The organism is Empedobacter sp. UBA7252 (assembly GCF_002472765.1).
Lineage (GTDB): Bacteria > Bacteroidota > Bacteroidia > Flavobacteriales > Weeksellaceae > Empedobacter > Empedobacter falsenii_B.
The window spans coordinates 15,316-39,250 of the sequence record NZ_DKSQ01000003.1 but is presented as its reverse complement, the minus strand read 5'-3'; the positions used below and the strand labels follow the sequence as shown (position 1 = coordinate 39,250).

Sequence of the window (23,935 nt, the reverse complement as noted above, 5' to 3'; positions counted from 1 at the left end):
TTATAATTCTTTTTTCATTTCGTATTGTTTGTCGTACAATTCTAATCCCATCGATTGAATAAAATCATTTGTAGAGATTTCTCTTTCGTCAACATTAATCATTTTAATCTCTTTATTTTTCAAATCGCTGAAAAGGATGGAAGCTAAATAACGATTTCTATAATCGTGATGAACACCAAATTGATAAATACGTGTATTATTTTTGTTGATAATTTTGTAAGCAACTAAAATTCCATCTTCATAAATTCCATTTATTTGACAATCTTCGATGATATTTTTTACACTTTGAATATCATTTTTCCAAGTAGGTTTTATATCCCAAAAGTTTTCACTTGTAATCAAATCTAAATCACTAAATTCTATAATTTCATGTAATGGATTTACGACCAAAATAGGAATTCCTTTATAACTGTTTAAAGTTCTTGTTTTTTCGAAACCACAAGCTTCATAAGCGTTAATAGCAAAATCATTTTTAATATTTACTTCTAAAAATATGTTTTTTACTTGTTGTTCTTTCAATTTTGGAAAACTAAAATCTAACATTTGTTGTGTGATTTTTTTTCCACGATGTTCAGGACAAACGCCCGTTCCACCAATATAAGCTGTTTTTACTTCGTTATAATTTCTAATTCCATAAAGTAAAAAGCCAACTAATTTTCCATCAATACTAGCACCTACAGAATAATCTAGATTGATATCTTCCATTTTTAATTTTCCCTGAAATTGTTCAGTTGAAAGATTGATAGAAACGTAATAATTTTGATAAGAAAGATTATATAAGGCTGATAATTCTTCCAAATCAACATGATTTAATGAGTGTATTTCAATGTTTGTTTGCATAGCTGTAATTTGCAAAGCAAAAATAGCCCCAACATTTAAGTTTTTTCTAAAAAAAATCTTAAAAAATTAGTAAAGATTGAATTTTATTTGAACTATGTAATCCGAATTTGATAAAAATATAATTTATTTAATAATATTGACTGAATAATTATACATAAATTTTAAAAATAGTGTAGAGGATGGTAAATAGAATTAAGAAAACTTCTTTTTTTTATGATTTAACATAAGCTTATTATTGATTATGCTGAAGAAAATTCTGTAATCAATAAATTTGCATACATTTTTAAAACTAAAACTACGAGAGAAGTCTAACTTTCTCCTCATTTGTTGAAACAATTATTCTTCTCTCGATTTTTTTTGAAAAATACTCCTCGAAGAATTCAAGTAAAGTGTATTTGTTACACTAATTAAAATACCAAATTCTCAAAATTTCTTTCCAAAACTTATTTCAAAATATCTATTTCTCAAAAAATATTTAAACATATGATGAATTTAATAAAGCTTTGAAAAATTATTAAAAAATGATTAACGAACATTTGTTAGTTTTTTTCTTTTGATTATTTTAGTCGTTCAAATTATCACAAAAAAAATGAGTAAAAATTTAACAAAATTGGCTTGTCTAGCTATATTTTGCAGCTATAGCTATGTCTCTGCTCAACAGAAAACGACAGATAGTGTGGTTGTAGAAAAAGTAGAATTAATACAACCAAGAGAAAACAAAGACAAAGTTGATGTGCAGTTTTATGGATTTATCAGGAATGATATTTTTATGGATACGCGTCAAATGATTGGAGCAGGAGAGGCTTTGGTTCCGCTTTATCCAAAAGATCGTTTATCGGATGTAAACGGTGCTGATATCAATGCAGCTTCTAAATTTCACATGTTATCGATTATTTCGAGAGCTGGTGTTAATTTGAAAGGTCCAGAATTACTTGGAGCTAAAACTTCTGGTATTTTAGAGGGAGAATTTTTTGGAGCAACAGAAGGAGGAATCAACGAGTTTCGTTTGCGTCACGCATATGTGATGTTGGATTGGGAGAAAACGCAATTAGGGATTGGACAATATTGGCATCCTTTCGTTGTGTTAGAAGCTTTGCCAAATGTTGCAAATTATGGAACTGGTGCGCCTGTTTATGCTTTAAATCGTAATCCTCAAGTTCGTTTAACGCATAAATTCACAGACAAATTTAAAGTTATTGCTGCTTTACATTCTCAACGAGATTTTACTCCAAATACAGAGCCCTTTCGAAATAGTGGAATGCCAGCGGCTCATCTTCAATTTCAATATAAATCACAAGTTTTTACTGCCGGAATTGGTGCGCAATATGAAAATTTGAAGCCAAAATTATCTTCAGGAAATCCTCCTGTTAAGTCTAATGAACGAGTTGAAAATGTTTCGTTTATGGCTTATTCTAAGTTAAATACAAAACCTTTACAAGTAACTTTCGCTGGATATTTGATGCAAGATGCGTCGTCTTTTGTACAACTTGGTGGAATTGTAGGATATCAAACAAGTCCGACGGCTGTTGAAACATATAAACCAATGAATACGCATAGTATGTGGATTGATTTGCAACAAAACTCAACAGGTAAATTTTCGTTCGGACTATTTGCAGGTTATGTTAGAAATAATGGTGTGAAAAATCCAGTAGAAGGAGCAATTGCATCAATATCTTATGGTGTAACGACAAATTGGGGCGCAATTTCGGCAACTCCAGGTACACGCACTGTAAATTATTTGTACAAAGTAGTTCCTCGTTTAGATCTTACCTTAAGCAAAGCCTTAAAATTTAGATTAGAATATGATCGAAGCACAGCGCAATGGGCAGATGCGACGATAAAAGGTACGGGAACCGAAAATAAATATTTAGCAAATAACAATAGATTTCAACTGACAACATTATTTAACTTCTAATATTACACAAAAAACATGAGTACAAATACTTTAGATACTTCGCAAACAGTAGCGAAGAAGGATAATATTTTCCAAATTATTTTAGCATCATCTGTCGGAACCTTAATCGAATGGTACGATATGTTCTTGGCAATCATCTTAGCTAGTGTATTATCAACACAATTATTTCCTAACGATGGTTCGTCGCATTTCTTAGAAACACTTGCAGTAGTGGTTTCATCATTTATGTTCCGTCCGATTGGATCATTAATTTTTGGAAGTATTGGAGATCGTATTGGTAGAAAATATTCATTCTTAGTTTCTTTAATTATGATGGGAGCAGCTACATTCTTGATTGGTTGTATTCCAACTTTTGATAGTGTAGGTTGGTTTGCTCCTGTTTTATTATTGTTTTGCCGCATTATGCAAGGACTTGCAATTAGTGGAGAATATGCAGGTGCTGTAATTTATGTAGCAGAACATGCGCCAGCAGAGAAGCGAGGATTTTACACAGGGTTTATTCAAGCAACTGTTCCAATTGGATTATTATTATGTTTAACAGTTGTTTTCTTAACACAATCATTTTTATCAGAAGAGGCTTTTGCAAGTTTCGGATGGAGGATTCCATTCTTATTTAGTGGAATATTAGTGATTTTGAGTTACTTTATTCGTCAACGCTTACATGAAAGTCCAATTTTTGAACAATTAAAAAAAGAAGGAAAAACATCTAAAACTCCAATTAAAGATGCTTTTACAACTCCAGGAAACGTAAAGTTAATGTTAAAGGCTATTTTTGGAGGAAATGCGGCGCAAAGTACAATTATGCAAACAACGTTATTCGTTACGCTTTTCTTCTTACAACGCGCAGTTAACTTACCTTACGAAACAGTTTTAATTGTTGTTTTATGTTCTACATTATTTAGTTCATTTTTCTATCAATGGTTTGGTGCATTAAGTGATAAAATTGGTCGTAAACCTGTTATGTTAGGTGGAATGATTTGTAGTTTTATCTTAATTCCATTATCATTTTTTTTGTACATGAAATTAGGAAATCCTGAAGGATTGAAAGAAGTTCATGATATTTCGAATTTAGCAGTTTTAGGAATTGTAGTTGTAAGTTTAATTACTTCAATTGCAGGAGCAGCAACATATGGTCCGCTTGGAGCTTTTATGTTAGAAATTTTCCCAACAAAGATTCGATACACTAGTATGGGATTTGCACAAAATATGGGAAATGGATTTATTGGTGGAGCAACAACTTTTGTAACGGAATTAATCAAAAGTACGATTATCGTTTCGGCTGCTATGTCGCCTTATATTGGATTAGCTTATCCATTGATATTAATCTTTATTGCGATTTTAGTGAATTATTTTACAATTCCAGAAACATACAAAACAGATTTAACAGAAGATAATTAAAATCAATAATAGACAAAATGTAAAAATCCTTCAAGTAATTCTTGAAGGATTTTTTTAGAGGAATTAAATTTCAATGCAAAAAAAATCCACTCAAACGAATGGATTTTTTTATTGTATCAGAAATATTATTTTTTCTTTTTTGTATCAACTGCTCCTGATAATTCAGATCCAGCTTTAAATTTAGCTACTGTTTTAGCAGCAATTTTAATTTCTTTTTTAGTTTGTGGGTTGATACCTGTTCTTGCAGCTCTCTCAGAAGTTGAGAAAGTACCGAATCCTACTAAAGCAACTTTGTCTCCTTTTGCTAAAGCTTTAGTTACATTTTCTGTAAATGAGTTTAAGGCTTTTTTAGCAGCTTCTTTAGAAATTCCAGCGTCAGCTGCAATCGCATCGATAAGTTCTGATTTGTTCATAGTTGTAACTTTTTAAATTAATTTATACACAAATATACTCTTTCCCTTTATTTGTGCAAGTTTCAACGCAAAAAATTTCAAGAAAAATGCAAAATTTTATGAAATCTGTGTCAAAAATCAGTAAATAAGTACTTATTTTACGAATAAGGTATCCTCGTTTTGATGTCCATTGATGAAATCTTTGGCTGTCATACGACGCTTTCCTTCCGGTTGAAGTTCTAAAATTTCGTAAACTCCTTGAGGTAGATTGATATAAAGGTTATTTTTTTGTAAAATTAATTGATAATCTTCTCCTTCAACAACAATATCCGTTTTTAGACCTGCATATATTTTTAACGATTTATAATTTTCGCCATTTCCAAAAGTTGTCCATGCACATGGATAAGGAGAAAGTCCTCTAATCTTATTGTGAATAGTATTGATTGAATCGTTCCAATCTATTTTACAATCTTCCTTAAAGATTTTTGGAGCATGTTTTAATTCTGTTGTTTCATCTTGCGGATGAGGTTTTAATGAATCATTTTCTAAACCATCCAACGTTTTCACGACTAATTTCGCACCGATATGCATCAATTCGTCATGAATTTTACCAACATTATCATTTTCTCCAATTTCTACTTTATCAGAAATTAAGATATTTCCGGTATCAATTTTTTCATCAATTAAGAAAGTTGTTACTCCAGTTTCCTGATCACCATTCATCACAGCCCAATTAATTGGTGCAGCTCCGCGATACTGAGGAAGAAGTGAACCGTGTAAATTGAATGTTCCTTTCGACGGAATTGACCAAACAACTTGTGGCAACATACGAAAAGCTACAACAACAAAAACATCAGCATTCCAGCTTTTTAATGTTTCGATAAAAGCTTCGTCTCGTAATTTTTCTGGTTGAGCCAAAGGCAAATTATGTTCAACTGCATATTTTTTGACATCAGAAATATTCATTTTTTGTCCTCTACCAGACGGTTTATCTGGAACAGTAACAACTCCAACTATTTCGTGATGACTATTTGTATTGATTTCATTCAAAGATGTCGCCGCAAATTCGGGCGTACCCATAAAGACTACTCGCATTTTTATTCTATTAGTTTATAAGAATTGAATCCAATTGGTTGAACTCGCATTTCGTCTATCAAATATTGCAATTCTTCGACGATTTTATCTTTTGGCGAATTTATGAATTTTGAAAGGATTTCGGCTTGCGTTTTTGTACCTTCTTTCAAATATTCAATTAAATCGGTTGAATTAAAGTTTTCATTTTGTTTTTTGGATTGACAAACATCGCATTTACCACAATTTTGATCAGATTTTTGATTAAAATATCCAAATAATAAACGTTCTCTACAAATTGTATTTTGTTCGGCATAATAAGCCATAGCTTGCAAACGTTTCCAATTATTCACTTGAATTGCTTCGAAATCTTTCCACAATTTATTTTTAAACGCATTAGAATCGCGCGGAACAAGAAATCTAAATCGCGCTAAAAATCGATCCGAATAATCAATAGAACCATTTTTTGCATATTCGTGTAAGCTATTCCTAATGTCGCCAATACTCATATGCAATTCAAACGCCATTTTACTTTCCGAAATTTCTCTATTATAAGTGTAAATTCCAGGGTAATGACGTTGTAAATAATCAAAAATTCGGTTTTCATTCAAATTAATTGAATGTGGTGACGCCAAAATTTGAATGCTACTATTTTGTGAATAATTTTTTTGCTGAATGATTTCTTTCGTATTTAAAAACTCTAAAAATTGAAGAACCATTTTAAGATTTAAACCAAATTTTTCGGCAAATTTTGGAAGATCCAATTGATAATTCATTTCCGTTAATTCGCCTTCCGCTAATTGCAATTGACTAAACAAACAATTCCCAATTTTGATAAAATCTTGTTGCGAAGGTAAATTCGCTTTGAAAATATTTTCTGCTTGAATTCGATCATCAGGATTGTACAAATAAATTCCATACGATTCCTGTTCATCACGTCCAGCGCGCCCAACTTCTTGGTAATACGCTTCTATTCCTTGTGGCAAATCGATATGAAAAACGGTACGAACATTTGGTTTGTCTATTCCCATTCCAAACGCATTTGTCGAAACCATAATTCGCGAATTACTTAACATCCAATCTTGCTGTTTTTGCTCTTTTTCGTCTTTGGTTAATTTGGCGTGAAAAAAATCGGCATCAAATCCATTTTGACTTAAAAAACTTGCAATCTCGTAGGTTAATTTTCGATTTCGAACAAAAATAATACTCGAACCAGGATATTTTTTTAAATAATAAATCAAATCATTTTTCTTGTCAGCAGAAAGGAAAACATTGTACGAAAGGTTTTCTCTTTTTAAAGAAGATTTGAAAACTTCAGGATTATTTAGCTCTAATTTTTCAACAATTTCTTGCTGAATTTTCTCTGTCGCTGTTGCAGTCAAAGCTAAGATTGGAACTTTAGGAAGAATAGTTTTTAATCTTGAAATTCGATGATATGCAGGTCGAAAATCATGTCCCCATTCAGAAACGCAATGTGCTTCGTCAACAGCTAGCAAACTAATATTGATTTGTTTCAATCGCTCGACAAAAATTCTACTTTGCAAACGCTCTGGCGAAACATATAATAATTTGATTTTATTGTTTTGACAATCGTCCAAAATTTTTCCAATCGTATTTTGGTCAATTTCATTGGTAATATATGCCGTAGAAATTCCTTTGGATTGTAAATTCTGAACTTGATCTTTCATCAACGCAATAAGCGGCGAAATGACCAATGTTAATCCATCAAAAATAATCGCAGGAACTTGATAACAGATAGATTTTCCGCCACCAGTCGGCAAAATTGCTAATGTATCTTTCCCTTCCAAAACACTTGCGATGATTTCCTCTTGCGGCGTTTTGAAAGAAGGATAATTCCAATACTTAAAAAGAATTTCTTTTGGTGTCAAATTACAAAGCTTTGTTGTAAATTTAGGTAAAATCTGTGATTTATTAGAAGAATTAATCGATTATACCTTTTCTATATTTTACAAAAAGTGGAATTTCATTCATTAAAAAATACAAAAAGCCAACAAATTTGTTGACTTTTTGTATTGAAATTTATTCTGTAATCCCTTCTAACATAAATAAGAAAGCATCTTCTTTTGCATCTTCTTTCAACGATTCAAATCGGCCAGAAGCACCACCGTGTCCTGTATCCATATTTGTATCTAAAAGTAGAATGTTATTATCTGTTTTTAAATCTCTTAATTTCGCTACCCATTTTGCAGGTTCCCAATATTGTACTTGAGAATCGTGCAAACCTGTCGAAACATAAAGGTTTGGATAAGCTTTTGCTTCCACGTTATCGTATGGCGAATACGATTTCATGTAATCGTAATATTCTTTTTCGTTCGGATTTCCCCATTCATCATATTCCCCTGTTGTCAATGGAATAGAATCGTCTAACATTGTTGTCACAACATCCACAAAAGGAACTTGCGCAATTACCCCATTGAATAATGTTGGCTCGTAATTAATCACAGTTCCCATCAACAATCCACCAGCAGAACCACCCATCGCGTACAAGTGTTTTGATGAAGTATAATTTTGTTGAATCAAATATTTTGCTGCATCAATATAATCAAAAAATGTATTTTTCTTTTCTAACATTTTTCCATCTTCATACCATTCGCGACCAAGATATTGACCACCACGAATATGCGCAATCGCATAGATAAAACCTCTATCCAAAAGACTTAATCGAACCGAACTAAAATAAGGCTCGATCGTGTAACCATATGAACCATAGGCGTAAAGTAGAAGAGGGGTTTCGGCAGAAAGAGGTGTATCTTTTCGACGAACTAATGAGATTGGAACCATTTCTCCATCGCGAGCTTCTGCCCAAATACGTTCAGAAATATAATTTTCTTTATCAAAATCACCTATAACAACTTGCTCTTTTTTGATTTCGAATGTTTTATCATTCATGTTAAAATCAATCACAGAAGAAGGAGTTGTCAACGATGTATATCCGTAACGCAAAATGTCAGTATCAAAATCTGGATTTGTGCCAACATTTGCTGTATAGGTTTCTTCGTTAAATGGCAAATAATAATCAGTTGAATTATCCCATGCTTTGATATTCATCTGCAATAAACCATTTGTGCGCTCTTCGATAACCAAATAATTCTTGAAAATTTCGAAACCTTCAATCAATGTTTCTTCGCGATGAGGAATTACATCAATCCAATTTTCTTGTTCTGTTTTTTCGACAGAAGTTTTCATTAATTTGAAGTTAAAAGCATCATCTTTATTGGTTTGAATATAAAATGAATCACCAAAATGTTCGATTGAATATTCTAAATCACGTTCTCTTTTTTGAAAGATTTTAAACTCAGCATCTGGTTGATTAGAAGGAATATATCTAAACTCGTCAGAAACAGTACTTGAAGATCCAATAATGATGTAATCTCTTGATTTTGATTTGTAAACAAACGCATTGAACGTATCATCTACTTCTTCAAAAACTAAAATATCATCTTCTTGTTTTGTACCTAATTTGTGTTTCCAAATTTGATAAGCACGCAATGTTTCATCTTTTCTTGTATAAAACAAGGTTTTATTATCAGCGGCCCAAACAGAACCTCCAGTTGTATTCTCTATTTTATCAGAAAGAATTTCTCCAGTTGTTAAATCTTTGATTTGAATCGTATAAATTCTTCGCGAAACATTGTCAACCCCAAAGGAAACCAATTGATTATTTGGTGCCATCGAAATTCCACCCAATTGATAGTACGAATGACCTTCAGCCATTGTGTTGACATCAAAAAGAATTTCATCTGGATTCTCTAAACTATCTTTTCGACGTTTGTGAATTGGATATTCTTTTCCTTTTTGATATTCCGTCAAATACCAATAACCATTCAATTTGTACGGAACAGACGAATCATCTTCTTTGATTCGCGCTTTCATTTCCTCAAAAAGTTTGGTTTGTAAAGCTTCTGTTGGTTGTAGAATAGCTTTTGTGTATTCGTTTTCTTGGTTCAAATAATTGATAACTTCAGAGTTTTCACGATCATTCAACCAATAATAATTATCGATGCGGATATCTCCGTGTTTTTCTAATTTTTGTTCTATTTTTTTCGCAATAGGTGCTTGCATTTTCTAAAATTTAAGGTGCAAATGTACTATAAAAACTTACTTTGAATAAGTTGTAGTTGACCAAGATTTATCACCTGTTTTATATTCGATGATGATATTATTTTCGTTCAAATAGCCAATTGTTTGGTAATTTCCGTTTTGAGAAATCACTGTCACATGGAAAATATTTTGTTGAGCAGCTGGATAAAATTGTGCAATAACTTGTGAATTTTCTTGATCTATTAAGACAAATTCGTTGTTATTTGTACTTGCTGTAGTGTAATTTTTTCCGTTTGATTTGTAGACGTTTTTGTTTTCTACAGTTTTATTTGACACTTGCGTAACGACTTTATTCGTTGTTTCTTTAACGGTTGTAGTTGTTGTATTTTCTGTTTTAGTTATAGGTAAATCTTTCGCATTTTGTTTTCCAACCTGATTCATAGCAAATGTTAAGGCTTCTTGATAACCTTTTGTAAAATCTTTTTCCTTTGACGAACCTTCATAAGTTGAAATCACATTATTATTACAGTCTGTAAACGTTACTTTTAATTTATTTTTAAAAGCAACAGAAGTATTTTCAATATTTGCTTTTGTAGCTAAACAAGGATTGATTTGCACATCTAACGGAATAGAATTTTCATTTACTATTTCATATTCTTTTTTTCTCAAAGCAGTTTTCAATCCTGTATTCAATTGATAATCTTCTTTTACGAAATCTTTAAATAGTTGAGGAATGATAACATATTTGTAATCAGCTACATTTTGTGCTTGTAATGACGATAAAGCAATAAGAAATAAACTTGATAATATAATTTTCATAGCAAGATTATTTAGCCGATAATTTAACTTCTTTCCAACTATTATTTTCAGAAACCTCATAGGAAATCGTATTTCCACTGATGTATCCTACCGAAAAATAATTCGAATTTCCTTTTGTAACAATTACTCTGTAAATTCCATTTTTTAGGGTCGGTTCAAATTTTGCAACAACTTGATTTCCATTTTCGGACATCAACATAAAACCACCATTTTGTAGTTCAATTTTTTGATAAGTAGTTGTTCCATCTGTCAATAAATTCGTAGCAGTGACCTGATTTCCTTTTGGTTCTGGCATATATGCAGCTGTTGTTTCTGTTTGGGGTTTTTCTAATTTCACCATTGGAACGGAGGCCTTTGCATTTTGAGATTTCAAAGGATTTAAAGCTAATTTTATTGCTTCTTGGTAACCTTTGTCATATTCTTTAATCTTAGAAGTTCCTTCAAATTTTTCAATATTTTTATTAGAACAATCTGTAAAACTTACCTCTAATTTATTATTCAAAAAACTTTTAACTTTTAAAATATCCGCATTCAAAGCTAAACAAGGATTTTGCACAACTTCTTGTGGCCAAGCAGATTTATCAGAAGGTAAAACTTCGTATTTTTTCTGCGTCAAAATATATCTTAATCGATTATTTAATTGATATTCATCTTTATCAAAACTAGAAAATTTTTCAGGAATATTGATGTACTTATAATCACTTGTTTCTTGTGCATTTATCGTAGAAAAACTACATAAAAGTATAGCAGCTATTAAATTTTTCATTTAAAAAGTTATTTGTATCAAATATAAAAAAATAGAATTGTTTTAACCTAAATATATTTGTTATGCTGAATTTTTCATTCCAAACTAGTTAATAAAATTGAATCATTTAAAATAATATTATTTGTAAGAAATGATTTATAGATCTGATTATAAATGATTAACTTTATTTAAATTAAAATCATAAAATTATGTCAAGTTTAAAAGATAAAGTTGCGATTGTAACTGGTGCTAGTTCTGGAATTGGAAAAGCTGTTGCTGAATTATATGCCAAAGAAGGAGCAAAAGTTGTCGTTTCGGATATTAATGAAGAAGGCGGAAATGAAGTGGTGGAAATCATCAAAAAGAATGGAGGAGAAGCGATATTTTTTAAAGCGGATACTTCATTGCCAGAAGATAATGAAGCGTTAGTAAATAAAACACTTGAAGTTTATGGAAAACTTGATATTGCTTGTAACAATGCTGGAATTGGAGGTCCTGCTGAGATGACAGAAAATTATCCGTTAGATGGTTGGAAAAAAGTAATAGATATTAATTTTAATGGTGTTTTTTACGGATGTAAATATCAATTGCAAGCAATGGAAAAAAATGGAGGAGGTTCTATTGTTAATATGGCTTCTATTCATGGGACTGTTGCTGCGCCAATGAGTTCGGCTTATACTTCTGCAAAGCATGGAGTTGTAGGTTTGACGAAAAATATTGGTGCAGAATATGGACCAAAAAATATAAGATGTAATGCAGTTGGGCCAGGTTATATTATGACGCCTTTATTATCGAATAATTTGAGTGCAGATCATTTAGAATTGCTTGTTACAAAACATCCAATGGGTCGTTTGGGGCAGCCAGAAGAAGTTGCAGAATTAGTTTTATTCTTAAGTTCGGACAAAGCATCCTTTATGACAGGAGGTTATTACCTTGTTGATGGTGGATATACAGCGGTTTAAAATATTTTTGATCGAATCTTTAAGATTAAATGGTTTTCTATAATTTAATCCTTAATTTTGCCTGAACGAAATACAAACAAACAATGAAATTTTTTATCGATACAGCTAACTTAGCTGACATTAAAGAAGCCCAAGATTTAGGAGTTTTAGATGGTGTAACAACAAATCCATCTTTAATGGCAAAAGAAGGAATTACAGGTCAAGAAAATATTTTGAATCACTACAAAGCAATTTGCGAATTAGTTGACGGAGATGTTTCTGCTGAGGTAATTTCTACTGATTTCGAAGGAATGGTAAAAGAAGGTGAAGCTTTAGCAGCTTTAAATCCTCAAATTGTAGTTAAAATTCCTATGACGAAAGATGGTGTAAAAGCGTGTAAATACTTTTCTACAAAAGGAATCAGAACTAACGTTACTTTAGTTTTCTCTGTAGGACAAGCATTATTAGCTGCAAAAGCTGGTGCAACTTACGTTTCTCCATTCATCGGACGTTTAGACGATATTTCGACAGATGGTTTAAACTTAATCGAAGAAATTCGTTTGGTTTATGATAACTATTTGTACGAAACTCAAATTTTAGCAGCTTCAGTTCGTAATACAATGCATATTGTAAACTGTGCAAAAATTGGTGCTGATGTTATGACAGGACCTTTATCATCAATTTTAGGATTGTTAAAACACCCATTAACAGATTCTGGATTAGCACAATTCTTAGCTGATTATGCTAAAGGTAATAACTAGATTAAATTTTTAATCCCATATAAACAACCGCTTTGAAGCTTATAATGTAGCTTTGGAGCGGTTTTTTTAATGTTTTGAATTTAGAAATAATTAGAAAATATTAGAATAGATTAGTATTTATTCGAAGAATTATTGCAAATTTATTGAAATTTTCAATACCCGATTTCTTTTATGATTACTGCAGAAATAATATTAGACTTAAGAAGAAAAACAAAAAAAGGTTTTCCTGTAAAAATTCGTGTTTACGATTCTGTAATTAAAAAACATGATTATGTAAGTTTAAAAATATATCAAAATGAAGAATCATTAAAATCTGATAATTTAATAAAACAAAGAGAATTTGAACTAATAAAGGAATTAGAATTTGTCAATTCTAGAAATATGAGTTTAGTTGAATCTTTGACAATTTTTCAAAATGGAGTTCCATTAAATGATATTGAAAAAAGAATTTTAGAATTAGAAGCAGAACTTGCAAGATTGCGATCTCAATTAAAGCCTACTATGTTGTTTGACTTTTCTGAAAGATACATTCAAGAAAAGATTAATAGAAAAGAGTTAGTAAGAATTCATAGATCAGTTTTATTAAAATTCAAATCATTCATTTCACCGAAAGAAAATATTGCGATTAATGATTTGAAAATTGAATTACTTTTAGATTTCCAAAATTATTTATCTGAAAATATGAGCGAAGAATCAGTTAATACTTATTTTTCTAAATTTCAATCAATTTTTTTAGCTGCTCAAAATAGAGAGGATTTAAATATCAAACAACAAAACCCTTTCAAGTTTATTAAAAAAGTAAATGTAAATAAGGATATTGATAAATCAATTTCGTTAGATTCTTTAAAAAAATTGAAAAATTACAATTTTGAAAATTGGAAATGGATTGACAAAACAAAGTATAAAATGATTGTAGATCTTTTTCTTTTTCAAATCGCTATTGGTGGTCATGACTTTATTGATATAACTGAGCTTAAGTGGACGAATATAAAAAATGACAGAATAAGCTTTAAACGAAACAAGAATCGAAAATTAAACAATGGCGGACCATTAATAAATAATAAATTATTCCCTTTTGCTTTAGAAGTAATAGAAAAATACGGAACAATAGAAAATGAACGGGTTTTTTCATTTATTCCTCGTCCAGATTATGAAAGTGATAATTCAGAATACAAAATACATCAAGCAGGTTATAATCGAATATTAACAGCGATTAAAAATAAAGCCGAAATCAAAGAAGAAGTTATTTCTAAACGAGCTCGATATACTTTCAATACTATCGCAGGAAACTTATTGATTAATCGTGATATGATTGAAGAGATTCAAGGTCATTCGCAAACTTCAATTTCTCATGGTTATTATGGAGGGACTTTAAATGAAATAAAAGACGCAGAACATTTGAAAGTTATTGAAGCGGTTTTTGGGAAATAAAAAAAGGATCCAAATGAATCCTTATAGTTAAATTTGTTTGTTATACTTCAATTGGATGTATATCGATTAAAGTATAATATATTTTTACTTTTCCAGATGGAAAAATTCTTTTTATTTTTTTTAATTCTAATTCGCATCGCTTATTAAAGTAATCGAAATTTAACTCAGTTATTTTATCTTCGTTTATAGTTTCATCAAAATAACCTGAAATTTTGTTTTCATTTTCATCAGTAAATTCAAACTTACCTGAATCTAATAATACACCTCTAAAAGTTCCTTTAATAATTAAATTTTCATCTGTTGTTATTGTTGAATTAATTCTTTCAAAACCATTATGAATCTGATCACTAGATATTGTTATAGAATCAGCAAGTTTTTGAAATTGCAACATTGAGTTTTCATTTGAAATTTCTTTAAGAAAAGTTTTTAAATTACCTAAACTTCTATTTGGGATTTTCTGAATTGTATTTTCAAAATCTTCATCACTTTTGGTTGTCACTTCAATTAATGTAATTACATTTTCTATTGCTTGATTTATTTCTAATTCTGTGAAAATATTATTTTGAGTTAATTGAGTAAGTTGCACTCCAAAAGAGCCTGTAGGTAAAGCTGTTAAGTAAAGTTCAGCCTCTTTGATGTCTTTTATTTTTCCTCTATTTTTAACTGTACCAAATTTTATTTTTGAAGTTTCTGTTTTAATTAATTCCTGAAATGGCTTGAGAATTTTACTTAAAAAATCAATTTTTATCCCTTTGGAACCAACTACTGCATTACCACTAAAAAGTAAAGAAACTTTTGCTTCGATAACATCTTCATTATTATTTAATTCATCTAATTCTTTTTTTAATAAATCAATTTTTTTTGATAAACTCATTGACATAAAAGGATCACCACTTGTAAGTTTCAATAGGTCTTCAAGTTCAATAATTTGTCCTTTTAATTTTGATTTTAAATTTATCATAGAGCTAAATTAGTTAAATATTCAATAGCTTGTTGATCGATTTCTGGCGTATTCAAATCAACTTTAATAATACCTTTCCAGACCCCTAATCTATTATGTGAAAATAACTGTATCCAATACGTTGTATATTTTACTGTGAAATCAGGGTTATTTGTATAATTAAATGGATAATGATCTAATTTGTACTCTCTTTTTGATATTTCAGAATCGAAAAATGATTTGAAATTATTGCTAATATTTAAAATTTGATCATTAGTGAAAATAGGCTGATCATATAATGTTATTATATCCAAATCTCTAGGTGCTCTATTTTCTAAAATTTCTATATTTTCAGTAAAACTACCATCTAACCATTGATAGCCATTAGTAAATCCATATTCAGTTAATTTCTGTCTAAATTCTAAAAACTTTTTTAATATATCAATTCTCTCAATTGATGTGCCAAATTTAGTCACAAACTCTAATGTATTAGAATAATACGGACTAATTTCTTCTTCTTTTCTAGGATCACCAATATGAGGTGGAGTAACATGATTATGGTCAAAATCAGGTATCATATCTTTTACTGCGGGTATTAAATTATGTAAGATTACAAATAATATTTTGAATACAATTACGGTTTCATGCAAAAAAAAAGAGTAGATCTTTATTTTTTACATTTCTTTATCATATGCTTTTTTGGTATATGAATTTTTGATTTGATCATTTACAAGTAAACTATAGTCAATATTATTAAATAAAGTATATTCTTCAATTAATGGCTTAAATTTCTCTCTACCGTTTGTATGTAAACAATTATAAAATAATAAAATTTGTTCGGAGCTAGATAATTGAGCTCTTGCAATTGAAATATATCGATTTTTATCAATGTCCTCCGTATTATCGATTAATTTGATAATATGATAATACGTTCTAAAATAATGGCTTAAATAGTTTCTGTATTGTGAATATATTTTTCCATAAATATAAATGATATTCTTTTCATCTAAATCTGATTCATTTAATCGTTTTTGCGTATAAGGGTCTCTATTTTCATTTAAATAAACTCTAAATGATCTATTTAAATCATTTTTTAAATAATTAAAGAATTCACGACCTGTATGATGTTTATCTCCATATTCATTTATATCCATTGAATTTACAATTGAATGAAATAGACTTAACATTTGAAAAAATGTGTTTTCAAATTTTTGAACTTTCAAAGTATCATTTTGAAGAGTCATTTCTAATCTTTGACTCTTTAATTCCAGCCTATTTTGTTTTAATTCAAATTGATTATATAGTATTTCAAGTTGTTGTTGTAATAATTGTTGTTTCTGTCCTAGAAAAGCTACATACACAAATAACAAACCTGCTAATGACCATGTAGAGGCAACGGAACCTGATAGAAAATCGCCTAACTCATTTAATTCAAATTTATCATTTTTTAAATAATAGTTTATTGAAAACCCAACTATTATAAATCCAATTAGCACAAATACCCAGGCAAGTATTGTGTAAATATTTATTTTAACCATTAAAGATTTTACTTTATTGGTAATTTCAAATTCTTTAAGAGATAAATCTTCTTCAATTATTTTAATTTCTTCGTCCATCAATTATTTTAATATATACTTTAATATAATTTTTGCAATAGTACTAATTATTAGTGTTTGTTTATTTTACGTGAAACCGTAATTATAACTGATTTCTTTTAATTTCTCAATTCACTACTCAATATATTGACCTCTTGTTTGATTGAGTTTAAATTTGATTTGTAATCAAAGAAACTTTCATAAACAGGTTGTTTTGTTTCTGAAACATATTTATTAAGTAAAGAATGTAACTTAATAAAATTATCGTGTTTAATCTTCTCGTTTTTATTAGGCTTATTAATGTAACCGAAATGATAATTTAATTCATGTAATAATTTACCAATACTATCACTTTTTCTGTTATAAATATTTTCAAATTGCAATCTTTCAATTGCTTTTTTATAATCACTTACATAACAGTCTTCAAACTTTAAAGAATTACATAAAGCGTATTTATTATTTTTATAAGCTTCTTCTCCAATAGTGAAATTCATTGATACTAATTCAGTATTTAAGCTGTCAATCTTATTTATTTGCGGTAATAATTCTTGAATATCTTTATTTAATTTCGATTCTGAACAAGAGAAAAGAACACTAATAAGAAGAAGATAAACTATATTTTTCATAAGATTATAAAGCTAATTTCTTACTATGAGTTGACGCTACAACTTGAAATAAAGCTGTTACCATTGAAATTGGCACTTCTTCATATTCAGGATAATCAAATTTATCTTCATCTAAAGGTTTTGGAATTAAAACAAGATATTTATTATCCTTATCTCTCCTTACTTTTTTTATTGTTCTTAAGTCATTTGTAGTTACAACTGCATATATTTCTCCTTGAGGGAAATATGTTTGCCATTCTGGAACTTCTCTTAATCCTAATATATCATCGTTTCCCAATTCTTTAGACATCGATTTTCCCGAATTCTTAATTGCAAATTGTGCGTTATGAAATTCAGGTAAGTAAAAATAATAAGAAGGAGCAACTGTTTGATCGTTGAAAATTTTGGTAAACCCAGAATAGAAATCTACATCATAAAAAGGAATTTTCTTTATAGGTAAGCTTTCAACTTCTTCTGTTTCTACTTCAATATATTCATCATTTGAACCACAATCAAAATATGTTTTATAGACATATTTTATTGAGTTTATTTTATCTTCTGGTATTTCTTTAGTTCGATATTCCCAATTGTTAAGAGTTTCTAAAGAAATTGACAAGTCATTTGCCATATCTTCACGCGAAATCTTTAATTTTTTTCTAATATTTTTTAATTCTATAATATTCATTATCAACAGGATAAAATATTAATTAATAAAAATATGTATATTTAACATATAAATATGTTGTGTATATGTTATAATTACATATATTTGTAAAACAATTTACTCATGTGTACAAAACTACACAGAGTAAACGAAGTAAAAGTAATAAAAATATACCAAAATAAGAGATACCCATGGCTGCGAAAGAAAAACAAAATACAAAACTGTACAAATGCTTTAAAAACGGACGTGTTCAATTAAAGAAGGAAGATTTTAAGCCTTTCAAAAAAGAAGTCATGATGTTTCTTTCGACAAATAGTGATAGCACTTATTATTCTTTGCAAAATGGTTCAAGGCCAATGAGTTTATCAGAAATGAAAACCATCGAAAGAATCTTCAAAAAGCATGGTGTAACACAGAATATTTGGTCAGACCCGAAATAACTAAACCCATATACCCGAATGGAACAATTAACAGAAAGAGAAAAACTAATCACTCAAATGATTGCGAGTGGTAATTCAGTAAAAGAAATTGCTGATAAGGTTTGCAGAAGTGAACATACAATTACTAAGCAAATCCAAGTGATTTACGATAAGACAGGAATCGCAAGACGATTAAACGCTCTAGCAGCTTACTATTACCAACTACTTATTTCAAAAGAGTTTGATAAGGTGAGTTTAAATCCAAATCAGCAAACATTTCTAGCATAAGAAGATCTTAGTCTCCGGACTTTAAAATATACAACGAAGCGTTCTTTTAAATTGAAATTAATCAAAATAGATAAAAAGTATTTCTTTTTATCCTTCTATTGGCGGGGTTGTCAGTAGGTTCTTACAGCGCATTAATTTGTTCTATAAGCGCGTACAATAAGACGCATATCCTTCTCTTAGCGGGACACGAATAAAGAAATCAAATTATAATCTTAAGAAGAAATCGAGTAAAAGAAACTTCAACAATACATTTTTTTGAAGTGTTCTTTGACATCATTGGGATAAATATAATAATCATTGCTAACTATATCATGTTAGGTGAGTCAGCGAGCTGTAATTGTATGAATTACTAAAGAAACAGCTAAGAGCGAGGGGATAACCTTTGAAGCATCCGAATTATTATGATTTATCAAACCGCGATAAGGCGCGGTATTTAATACCTGTTATAATCCATAGTGGCGGAATTGGTAGACGCAACCACAGAGCGTATAGGGAGTTAAGCTGAATGTAAGACCCTATGTTGGTTCAGCAGTTACAGGTTCGAATCCTGTCTATGGAACTAAAATCAAATAACTTATGAAACGTGAATCAAATTATGAGCGCTTTATTTCTTTTATAGAGAAAGCAACGCTTGGCTTTATAATAACCCTATGGGCATTAATTACCATATCAGTTTTAATAAATTTTATATATCACACATTCAAATTTGCTTTCACAATTCACTTTTAGTGAAATAATAAGTAATTCACTCAATAACATTATATGGCATTAAAAGTAAAAATTACAACTGAAAACAATGTTGTGAAAGCTATAAAAGATGGTGTTTTGGTTTACGCAGAAACAACTTCTTATAATCATGATATAAATTCTCCATTGAGAAAACTATACAATTATCTAGAAATAGATTTTGGAGAAACATTCGAAGTAGAAGTTCAAGTAAATGAAACTATGGATACTTTAATCTACTTGAATGATGAATTGTACTACAAAGAATCTGTTGCTCATGTTAAGCTATGTGGATTAGATGATTGTTTATTTATCAGAGTTTTCTGGTTATTATTTCAAGAAAAATTTGAAACCTCCGAAGCAAATAGAATAGATTTCCTTCAATCAGAGGTTTCTGAAATTAGAGAAAAATTATCTTCTATTGAATTAACTTTAAACCAGCAGGTAAAACAGGAAGGATTATAACTGTTCCTTCACCTTCTTCGAATCTTGAGATACAATACTTTCTTTGAGTAAATGATCTTAATGTTTTATCAATATCAGATTTAGAAGTATTTAATTCCTTAGACAACTCTTCTAAAGTAGTTATAAGAGAAGGCGAATCTTGTTGCTTCTTATAAATAAATTTTAATAACTCTTTTTCAAATTTCATAACGTATATATTTTATTGTTGGAACTACAAATATATACAAATTCCTGATTGGCAAGCTTCAACGTTCGAGCCGTTGACAGGAACTAATCCAAAAAACTAATCCAAATGAGTGTACAGCAACTTATATCAAAGCCATATGCTCCTATAATGGAAATTATAGAAGTGTACGGAATTGCTTTTGAAACATTCAATAAATATGTTTCTGAAAGTAAAGTAAAAATAATCAAAAGAGGTAATCGATGTACTTACAAAACAGCTGATGTGCATCAGATGCTTTCTGAACGTGGTTATCCAAAAATAAGAAAAACAAAAAAAGCTCCAGTTGCACCTGAAGCTTAAAAAAAATTTAAAATAATATGAAAATATGGTTTTCAAACTATGTAGCAAAACTACAAAGTTTTTTCCAACGAAAAAAAGTAGTTGAAAAAACAACTGAACCAGAAGAAACTAAAATTCTGGTAGGAATGGTAAAAGTCAACGCAAATAACAAAGTTATAGTGTTTGACTTTAGACTTCAAGAAGGTCAAAAGTTATCATTGAGCGATCATTTGAAAAGATACCACCAATGTGCAGATTCTCTTTTAAAAGAGCAATATCTGATTGATATGTATAACGATGGCTTTTTAGATGAAGCTATTGATTTGTATGAAAATAAGAATGGTTTAATCGTAATTAATAAGACGTTATGAACGAGCAAAAATTTGTGCAAGATTTAAATACAATGATTTGTCTTGCAGCACTTATTATCGTTGGTTTTTTCGTAATTAAAATTGTGTTTTAATGAAAAAAGAAATCTATATACCACAACTTGCGGAAATTGAATTTGATTTCATGCAAATGAAGCCAGATTGTTTTAGAAATGTTGATGGTGAAATGAAATTAGCTTTTGAATTGAAGTGTACTGATCCAAATTACAAAGGTCATAATCTTACTTTAGGATTGAATTTCAATTACAACGAGAATGCAATTGACGAACGTTTTCCTAACTATCGTTATACTGAATTAGAATCGCTTCATAGTATCGAATTGTATGATTATAACATTGAATATCAATTCAACGATTTCACAACAGCTAAAATACTTCAAATTGCAAGAGCTGTAATGCCACGGAAATATACTGAAATGCAAACTATCAAAACTTATTCACTATGAATGAAATGATTTACGTTTACGACCGAAATAATAAGCTTGTTTTTGAAACAGAAAATAAAGCTGAATTAAAGAGAAGATTTGGAATTACATATAAATCTTTAATGATTCGATTGAAAAATAAAACACCTTTCAAAGATTATTATTTTGCAATTGTTGCTGATTTTAAAATTCCTATTCAACCACTTATAAAACCTAAAATAAAATCATCTCCAGGTCGACCAAACACAAAACCAAACCTTAAAAAGCAGGAAGAAAAAGAAAAGTACAATGAAAACACTTTCTTAACTTATTCAGAAAGTAAAGAGCAGAAGAATATCGCTCAAAAAGTCTTAGAAAAAGCAAAACTTCAAAACAAACCTGTTCGCAGATTAAGCGTTAAAGATGCTGTCAGAAATTCTTTAAAACGCGAATTAAAACTTTCACATATCTAACAAATACCCAAACATTTACATGAAAAATATTGTATTAAAATCGCTGGAGTTGAAGAACTTCAAAAGCTTTCGTCATGCCAAATTTGACGATTTTAACGAAAAAGAGAACTTCATCCATGGTAAAAATGGAGCTGGAAAATCAACTTTATTTGATGCTTTCTTATGGTTGCTTTTTGGAAAAGATGCTAACGATCGTAAGGATTACGAGATTAAACCACTTGATGAAAATAATCAAGTTCAAAAACAAATTGATGTAGAGGTTCACGCCACTTTATTAATCAACGATGAGGAAGTTACTTTATCTCGAATCTATAAAGAGAAGTGGCAAAAAGTTAAAGGAGCAGAGGAAAAGACTTTCAAAGGTCATGAAACTGAATTAATCTTTAATCAAGTGCCTGTTTCCTTAAAAGAATTTAATGCAAAAGTTGCTGAGATTTCAGAGGAAAGTTTATTCAAATTAATAACTAATCCAAGCGCTTTTGAATCGTTAGATTGGAAGAAGAAACGTGAAGTATTAGTTTCGATTGCTGGAGAAATTTCTGATGAGGAGTTATTTAATTCTGATGTAGATTTTAAAGAGTTATCATTAAAGTTAACTAACAAGACTTTAGACGAATATGATACTCAGTTAAAAGCTTCTATCAAGAAATCTAAACAAGAGAAAGAAGATACTCCTGCTCGTATTGATGAGCTTAAAAACTCTAAAATTGAAGATATTGATTTTGGTAAAATTGATTCGGATATCCAGGAGAAAGAAACTAAGATTTCTGATATAGATTCAGAGCTGGAAAATGCTTCTAAATCGGTTCAAAATATTGTTGATGCAAACACGAAGGTTCAACAAGAAATTCAATCTTTAAACTCTCAAAAATCAGAGATTGAGATTGGGTTAAGAGCAAAAGCTAAACAAGAATGTTTTGTTGATACATCGAGTATTGATGCTTTGAAATCGAAGTTACGATTAAAGGAGAGTGAACGTGATGATTACGCTGATAATAGAATTAAATTAAAATCATCAATTGTTGATTATCAAAAGCAGATTGAAATTTTACAAGGTAAAAAACAAAGCTTAGTTGATTCTTACAATACTGAAAACGCAAAACAATTAATTTTCGATGATACAGATTTTAATTGCCCTTGTTGCTCGCGTCCATTCGAAGAAAAAGACATTAATTCAAAGAAACAAGAGTTAATATCAAAATTTAATACCGACAAAACATCTTTATTGAATTCAATAATTAATGATGGAAATCAAGTTAAAAAACAGATTGAAGTAGCCAATAACACTCTTAATGCATATCAATCAAAACTTGATGAACAAAAAGTATTTATTGATCAATTGACGGATGAAGTCATTTCAATCGAAAATCAAATCCAAACAGAGACGTCAAACCTTCAATCTCCTAAAAACGAAGAAGAAGTTTATCAAACTTTAATCAACGATGATGCGCAATTGTCAAAATTAAGTATTGAAATTGCAACTCTTCAATCTAAAATTAAGGAAGTAAAACAAGCTGATAATTCCGAATTGAAAGAGCAAAAACAAACCTTACAATCGGAAATTAAGCAGTTAATCGAACTTAAAGGAAAGAGTTCTGTAAATGAATCTATTGATAATCGTATCAAAGAATTAGCTAATCGAGAAAAAGAACTTTCTCAGATTATTGCAAACCTTGAAAAAGAACAATTTGTTATTGAGAGATTCAAGAAAGTCAAAACTGAAAGCCTTGAAAAGTCAGTAAATGAAAAGTTCGAATACGTCACTTTCAAATTATTCGAAGAGCAAGTAAATGGAGGTTTGAATCCTACTTGTATTACTTTGGTTAACGGAGTTCCTTTTGGTTCAGTAAATACAGCTGGAAGAATTAATGCAGGTTTAGATATTATCAACACTCTTTGTAAAGTAAATGAAATTAATGCACCTGTATTTTTGGACAATCGAGAATCTGTGACCGAATTAATTCCTACCGAAAGTCAAATCATCAGTTTGATTGTAGATCCTAATCAAGAAACTTTAAAATTTAATTAAGATGAAGCATTCTATTAAGAGAATAATAAATCAAATTGTTGATTTATGTCTGCAAAAGC

Annotated in this window: 26 protein-coding genes and 1 tRNA gene; 14 read left to right on the top strand and 13 right to left on the bottom strand. The window is 29.7% G+C overall.

Annotated elements, in window-relative coordinates:
- Complete coding sequence (locus tag B2X73_RS01520; protein ID WP_221855927.1) at positions 1-840, bottom strand: GNAT family N-acetyltransferase; 840 nt, start codon at positions 838-840, stop codon at positions 1-3.
- Between the two features lie 589 nt (positions 841-1,429).
- Here B2X73_RS01520 and B2X73_RS01515 point away from each other — a divergent pair.
- Both B2X73_RS01515 and B2X73_RS01510 read left to right on the top strand, forming a co-directional pair.
- Positions 1,430-2,755 (top strand): DcaP family trimeric outer membrane transporter, encoded by a 1,326-nt coding sequence (locus B2X73_RS01515; protein ID WP_291095569.1) that lies wholly within the window; start codon positions 1,430-1,432, stop codon positions 2,753-2,755.
- 15 nt (positions 2,756-2,770) lie between these two features.
- The gene (locus B2X73_RS01510; RefSeq protein WP_125349838.1) at positions 2,771-4,153 is read left to right on the top strand and encodes an MFS transporter; all 1,383 of its coding nucleotides are present in this window, start codon (positions 2,771-2,773) and stop codon (positions 4,151-4,153) included.
- 125 nt (positions 4,154-4,278) lie between these two features.
- On the opposite strand, the gene B2X73_RS01505 is transcribed toward B2X73_RS01510, so the two are convergent.
- From B2X73_RS01505 to B2X73_RS01480, 6 genes are all read right to left on the bottom strand, one after another.
- Positions 4,279-4,566, bottom strand: a complete 288-nt coding sequence (locus tag B2X73_RS01505) for an HU family DNA-binding protein (protein WP_019975917.1) — start codon at positions 4,564-4,566, stop codon at positions 4,279-4,281.
- Between the two features lie 132 nt (positions 4,567-4,698).
- Positions 4,699-5,640 (bottom strand): methionyl-tRNA formyltransferase, encoded by a 942-nt coding sequence (fmt, locus tag B2X73_RS01500; RefSeq protein ID WP_257468211.1) that lies wholly within the window; start codon positions 5,638-5,640, stop codon positions 4,699-4,701.
- 2 nt (positions 5,641-5,642) lie between these two features.
- Positions 5,643-7,505, bottom strand: a complete 1,863-nt coding sequence (locus B2X73_RS01495) for a RecQ family ATP-dependent DNA helicase (protein ID WP_286495777.1) — start codon at positions 7,503-7,505, stop codon at positions 5,643-5,645.
- 151 nt (positions 7,506-7,656) lie between these two features.
- The gene (locus tag B2X73_RS01490) at positions 7,657-9,699 is read right to left on the bottom strand and encodes a S9 family peptidase (protein ID WP_286495778.1); all 2,043 of its coding nucleotides are present in this window, start codon (positions 9,697-9,699) and stop codon (positions 7,657-7,659) included.
- A 36-nt stretch (positions 9,700-9,735) separates the two neighbouring features.
- The gene (locus B2X73_RS01485) at positions 9,736-10,497 is read right to left on the bottom strand and encodes a hypothetical protein (protein WP_280036346.1); all 762 of its coding nucleotides are present in this window, start codon (positions 10,495-10,497) and stop codon (positions 9,736-9,738) included.
- Between the two features lie 7 nt (positions 10,498-10,504).
- Complete coding sequence (locus B2X73_RS01480) at positions 10,505-11,263, bottom strand: hypothetical protein (protein WP_125349842.1); 759 nt, start codon at positions 11,261-11,263, stop codon at positions 10,505-10,507.
- A 188-nt stretch (positions 11,264-11,451) separates the two neighbouring features.
- On the opposite strand from B2X73_RS01480, the gene B2X73_RS01475 reads away from it, so the two are divergent.
- The 3 genes from B2X73_RS01475 (at position 11,452) to B2X73_RS01465 (ending at position 14,375) form a co-directional block, all read left to right on the top strand.
- The gene (locus B2X73_RS01475; protein WP_280051417.1) at positions 11,452-12,204 is read left to right on the top strand and encodes an SDR family NAD(P)-dependent oxidoreductase; all 753 of its coding nucleotides are present in this window, start codon (positions 11,452-11,454) and stop codon (positions 12,202-12,204) included.
- An 83-nt stretch (positions 12,205-12,287) separates the two neighbouring features.
- The gene (fsa, locus tag B2X73_RS01470) at positions 12,288-12,944 is read left to right on the top strand and encodes a fructose-6-phosphate aldolase (protein WP_286477659.1); all 657 of its coding nucleotides are present in this window, start codon (positions 12,288-12,290) and stop codon (positions 12,942-12,944) included.
- Positions 12,945-13,115: 171 nt separating this feature from the next.
- Positions 13,116-14,375 carry a phage integrase SAM-like domain-containing protein gene (locus B2X73_RS01465; protein WP_291095567.1) on the top strand — a complete coding sequence of 420 codons (1,260 nt, stop codon included), beginning with the start codon at positions 13,116-13,118 and terminating at the stop codon, positions 14,373-14,375.
- Positions 14,376-14,415: 40 nt separating this feature from the next.
- On the opposite strand, the gene B2X73_RS01460 is transcribed toward B2X73_RS01465, so the two are convergent.
- From B2X73_RS01460 to B2X73_RS01440, 5 genes are all read right to left on the bottom strand, one after another.
- Positions 14,416-15,336 (bottom strand): hypothetical protein, encoded by a 921-nt coding sequence (locus B2X73_RS01460; protein WP_280036385.1) that lies wholly within the window; start codon positions 15,334-15,336, stop codon positions 14,416-14,418.
- Positions 15,333-15,893: a DUF6932 family protein gene (locus B2X73_RS01455; RefSeq protein ID WP_280036386.1), complete on the bottom strand. Its 561-nt coding sequence runs from the start codon at positions 15,891-15,893 to the stop codon at positions 15,333-15,335. Before B2X73_RS01455 ends, B2X73_RS01460 begins: the two co-directional genes overlap by 4 nt.
- A gap of 96 nt (positions 15,894-15,989) precedes the next feature.
- The gene (locus tag B2X73_RS01450) at positions 15,990-16,931 is read right to left on the bottom strand and encodes a putative phage abortive infection protein (RefSeq protein WP_280036387.1); all 942 of its coding nucleotides are present in this window, start codon (positions 16,929-16,931) and stop codon (positions 15,990-15,992) included.
- A 98-nt stretch (positions 16,932-17,029) separates the two neighbouring features.
- Positions 17,030-17,536: a hypothetical protein gene (locus B2X73_RS01445; RefSeq protein ID WP_291095563.1), complete on the bottom strand. Its 507-nt coding sequence runs from the start codon at positions 17,534-17,536 to the stop codon at positions 17,030-17,032.
- Between the two features lie 4 nt (positions 17,537-17,540).
- The gene (locus B2X73_RS01440; protein ID WP_291095561.1) at positions 17,541-18,200 is read right to left on the bottom strand and encodes a S24 family peptidase; all 660 of its coding nucleotides are present in this window, start codon (positions 18,198-18,200) and stop codon (positions 17,541-17,543) included.
- A gap of 170 nt (positions 18,201-18,370) precedes the next feature.
- On the opposite strand from B2X73_RS01440, the gene B2X73_RS01435 reads away from it, so the two are divergent.
- The 4 genes from B2X73_RS01435 (at position 18,371) to B2X73_RS01420 (ending at position 20,077) form a co-directional block, all read left to right on the top strand.
- Complete coding sequence (locus tag B2X73_RS01435) at positions 18,371-18,619, top strand: hypothetical protein (protein ID WP_291095559.1); 249 nt, start codon at positions 18,371-18,373, stop codon at positions 18,617-18,619.
- 18 nt (positions 18,620-18,637) lie between these two features.
- Positions 18,638-18,886: a response regulator transcription factor gene (locus B2X73_RS01430; RefSeq protein WP_280036394.1), complete on the top strand. Its 249-nt coding sequence runs from the start codon at positions 18,638-18,640 to the stop codon at positions 18,884-18,886.
- Positions 18,887-19,335: 449 nt separating this feature from the next.
- Positions 19,336-19,445, top strand: a tRNA-OTHER gene (locus tag B2X73_RS01425).
- Positions 19,446-19,648: 203 nt separating this feature from the next.
- Entirely contained in the window at positions 19,649-20,077 is a 429-nt protein-coding gene (locus tag B2X73_RS01420; RefSeq protein ID WP_291095557.1) for a hypothetical protein, read from the top strand.
- Here B2X73_RS01420 and B2X73_RS01415 read toward each other — a convergent pair.
- Complete coding sequence (locus B2X73_RS01415; RefSeq protein WP_291095555.1) at positions 20,031-20,264, bottom strand: hypothetical protein; 234 nt, start codon at positions 20,262-20,264, stop codon at positions 20,031-20,033. The genes B2X73_RS01420 and B2X73_RS01415 overlap by 47 nt on opposite strands.
- Positions 20,265-20,369: 105 nt before the next feature.
- Between B2X73_RS01415 and B2X73_RS01410 the strand changes: the two genes are divergently transcribed.
- The 5 genes from B2X73_RS01410 (at position 20,370) to B2X73_RS01390 (ending at position 23,876) form a co-directional block, all read left to right on the top strand.
- Entirely contained in the window at positions 20,370-20,603 is a 234-nt protein-coding gene (locus B2X73_RS01410) for a hypothetical protein (protein WP_291095553.1), read from the top strand.
- 17 nt (positions 20,604-20,620) lie between these two features.
- On the top strand, positions 20,621-20,953 hold the full coding sequence (locus B2X73_RS01405; RefSeq protein ID WP_291095551.1) for a hypothetical protein: 333 nt from the start codon (positions 20,621-20,623) through the stop codon (positions 20,951-20,953).
- A 91-nt stretch (positions 20,954-21,044) separates the two neighbouring features.
- A complete protein-coding gene (locus B2X73_RS01400; protein WP_291095549.1) occupies positions 21,045-21,416 on the top strand; it encodes a hypothetical protein in 372 nt (123 codons plus the stop codon).
- A complete protein-coding gene (locus B2X73_RS01395; protein WP_291095547.1) occupies positions 21,413-21,847 on the top strand; it encodes a hypothetical protein in 435 nt (144 codons plus the stop codon). The genes B2X73_RS01400 and B2X73_RS01395 overlap by 4 nt, the downstream gene beginning before the upstream one ends.
- 19 nt (positions 21,848-21,866) lie before the next feature.
- Entirely contained in the window at positions 21,867-23,876 is a 2,010-nt protein-coding gene (locus tag B2X73_RS01390; protein WP_291095545.1) for an AAA family ATPase, read from the top strand.
- Positions 23,877-23,935 lie beyond the last annotated feature (59 nt).

Excerpts from the sequence above, each read along its gene's own strand:
- B2X73_RS01520 (WP_221855927.1), bottom strand. The coding sequence starts at position 840 with ATGCAAACAAACATTGAAATACACTCATTAAATCATGTTGATTTGGAA.
- B2X73_RS01515 (WP_291095569.1), top strand. The coding sequence starts at position 1,430 with ATGAGTAAAAATTTAACAAAATTGGCTTGTCTAGCTATATTTTGCAGC.
- B2X73_RS01510 (WP_125349838.1), top strand. The coding sequence starts at position 2,771 with ATGAGTACAAATACTTTAGATACTTCGCAAACAGTAGCGAAGAAGGAT.
- B2X73_RS01505 (WP_019975917.1), bottom strand. The coding sequence starts at position 4,566 with ATGAACAAATCAGAACTTATCGATGCGATTGCAGCTGACGCTGGAATT.
- fmt (WP_257468211.1), bottom strand. The coding sequence starts at position 5,640 with ATGCGAGTAGTCTTTATGGGTACGCCCGAATTTGCGGCGACATCTTTG.
- B2X73_RS01490 (WP_286495778.1), bottom strand. The coding sequence starts at position 9,699 with ATGCAAGCACCTATTGCGAAAAAAATAGAACAAAAATTAGAAAAACAC.
- B2X73_RS01485 (WP_280036346.1), bottom strand. The coding sequence starts at position 10,497 with ATGAAAATTATATTATCAAGTTTATTTCTTATTGCTTTATCGTCATTA.
- B2X73_RS01480 (WP_125349842.1), bottom strand. The coding sequence starts at position 11,263 with ATGAAAAATTTAATAGCTGCTATACTTTTATGTAGTTTTTCTACGATA.
- B2X73_RS01475 (WP_280051417.1), top strand. The coding sequence starts at position 11,452 with ATGTCAAGTTTAAAAGATAAAGTTGCGATTGTAACTGGTGCTAGTTCT.
- fsa (WP_286477659.1), top strand. The coding sequence starts at position 12,288 with ATGAAATTTTTTATCGATACAGCTAACTTAGCTGACATTAAAGAAGCC.
- B2X73_RS01465 (WP_291095567.1), top strand. The coding sequence starts at position 13,116 with ATGATTACTGCAGAAATAATATTAGACTTAAGAAGAAAAACAAAAAAA.
- B2X73_RS01460 (WP_280036385.1), bottom strand. The coding sequence starts at position 15,336 with ATGATAAATTTAAAATCAAAATTAAAAGGACAAATTATTGAACTTGAA.
- B2X73_RS01455 (WP_280036386.1), bottom strand. The coding sequence starts at position 15,893 with ATGATACCTGATTTTGACCATAATCATGTTACTCCACCTCATATTGGT.
- B2X73_RS01450 (WP_280036387.1), bottom strand. The coding sequence starts at position 16,931 with ATGGACGAAGAAATTAAAATAATTGAAGAAGATTTATCTCTTAAAGAA.
- B2X73_RS01445 (WP_291095563.1), bottom strand. The coding sequence starts at position 17,536 with ATGAAAAATATAGTTTATCTTCTTCTTATTAGTGTTCTTTTCTCTTGT.
- B2X73_RS01440 (WP_291095561.1), bottom strand. The coding sequence starts at position 18,200 with ATGAATATTATAGAATTAAAAAATATTAGAAAAAAATTAAAGATTTCG.
- B2X73_RS01435 (WP_291095559.1), top strand. The coding sequence starts at position 18,371 with ATGGCTGCGAAAGAAAAACAAAATACAAAACTGTACAAATGCTTTAAA.
- B2X73_RS01430 (WP_280036394.1), top strand. The coding sequence starts at position 18,638 with ATGGAACAATTAACAGAAAGAGAAAAACTAATCACTCAAATGATTGCG.
- B2X73_RS01420 (WP_291095557.1), top strand. The coding sequence starts at position 19,649 with ATGGCATTAAAAGTAAAAATTACAACTGAAAACAATGTTGTGAAAGCT.
- B2X73_RS01415 (WP_291095555.1), bottom strand. The coding sequence starts at position 20,264 with ATGAAATTTGAAAAAGAGTTATTAAAATTTATTTATAAGAAGCAACAA.
- B2X73_RS01410 (WP_291095553.1), top strand. The coding sequence starts at position 20,370 with ATGAGTGTACAGCAACTTATATCAAAGCCATATGCTCCTATAATGGAA.
- B2X73_RS01405 (WP_291095551.1), top strand. The coding sequence starts at position 20,621 with ATGAAAATATGGTTTTCAAACTATGTAGCAAAACTACAAAGTTTTTTC.
- B2X73_RS01400 (WP_291095549.1), top strand. The coding sequence starts at position 21,045 with ATGAAAAAAGAAATCTATATACCACAACTTGCGGAAATTGAATTTGAT.
- B2X73_RS01395 (WP_291095547.1), top strand. The coding sequence starts at position 21,413 with ATGAATGAAATGATTTACGTTTACGACCGAAATAATAAGCTTGTTTTT.
- B2X73_RS01390 (WP_291095545.1), top strand. The coding sequence starts at position 21,867 with ATGAAAAATATTGTATTAAAATCGCTGGAGTTGAAGAACTTCAAAAGC.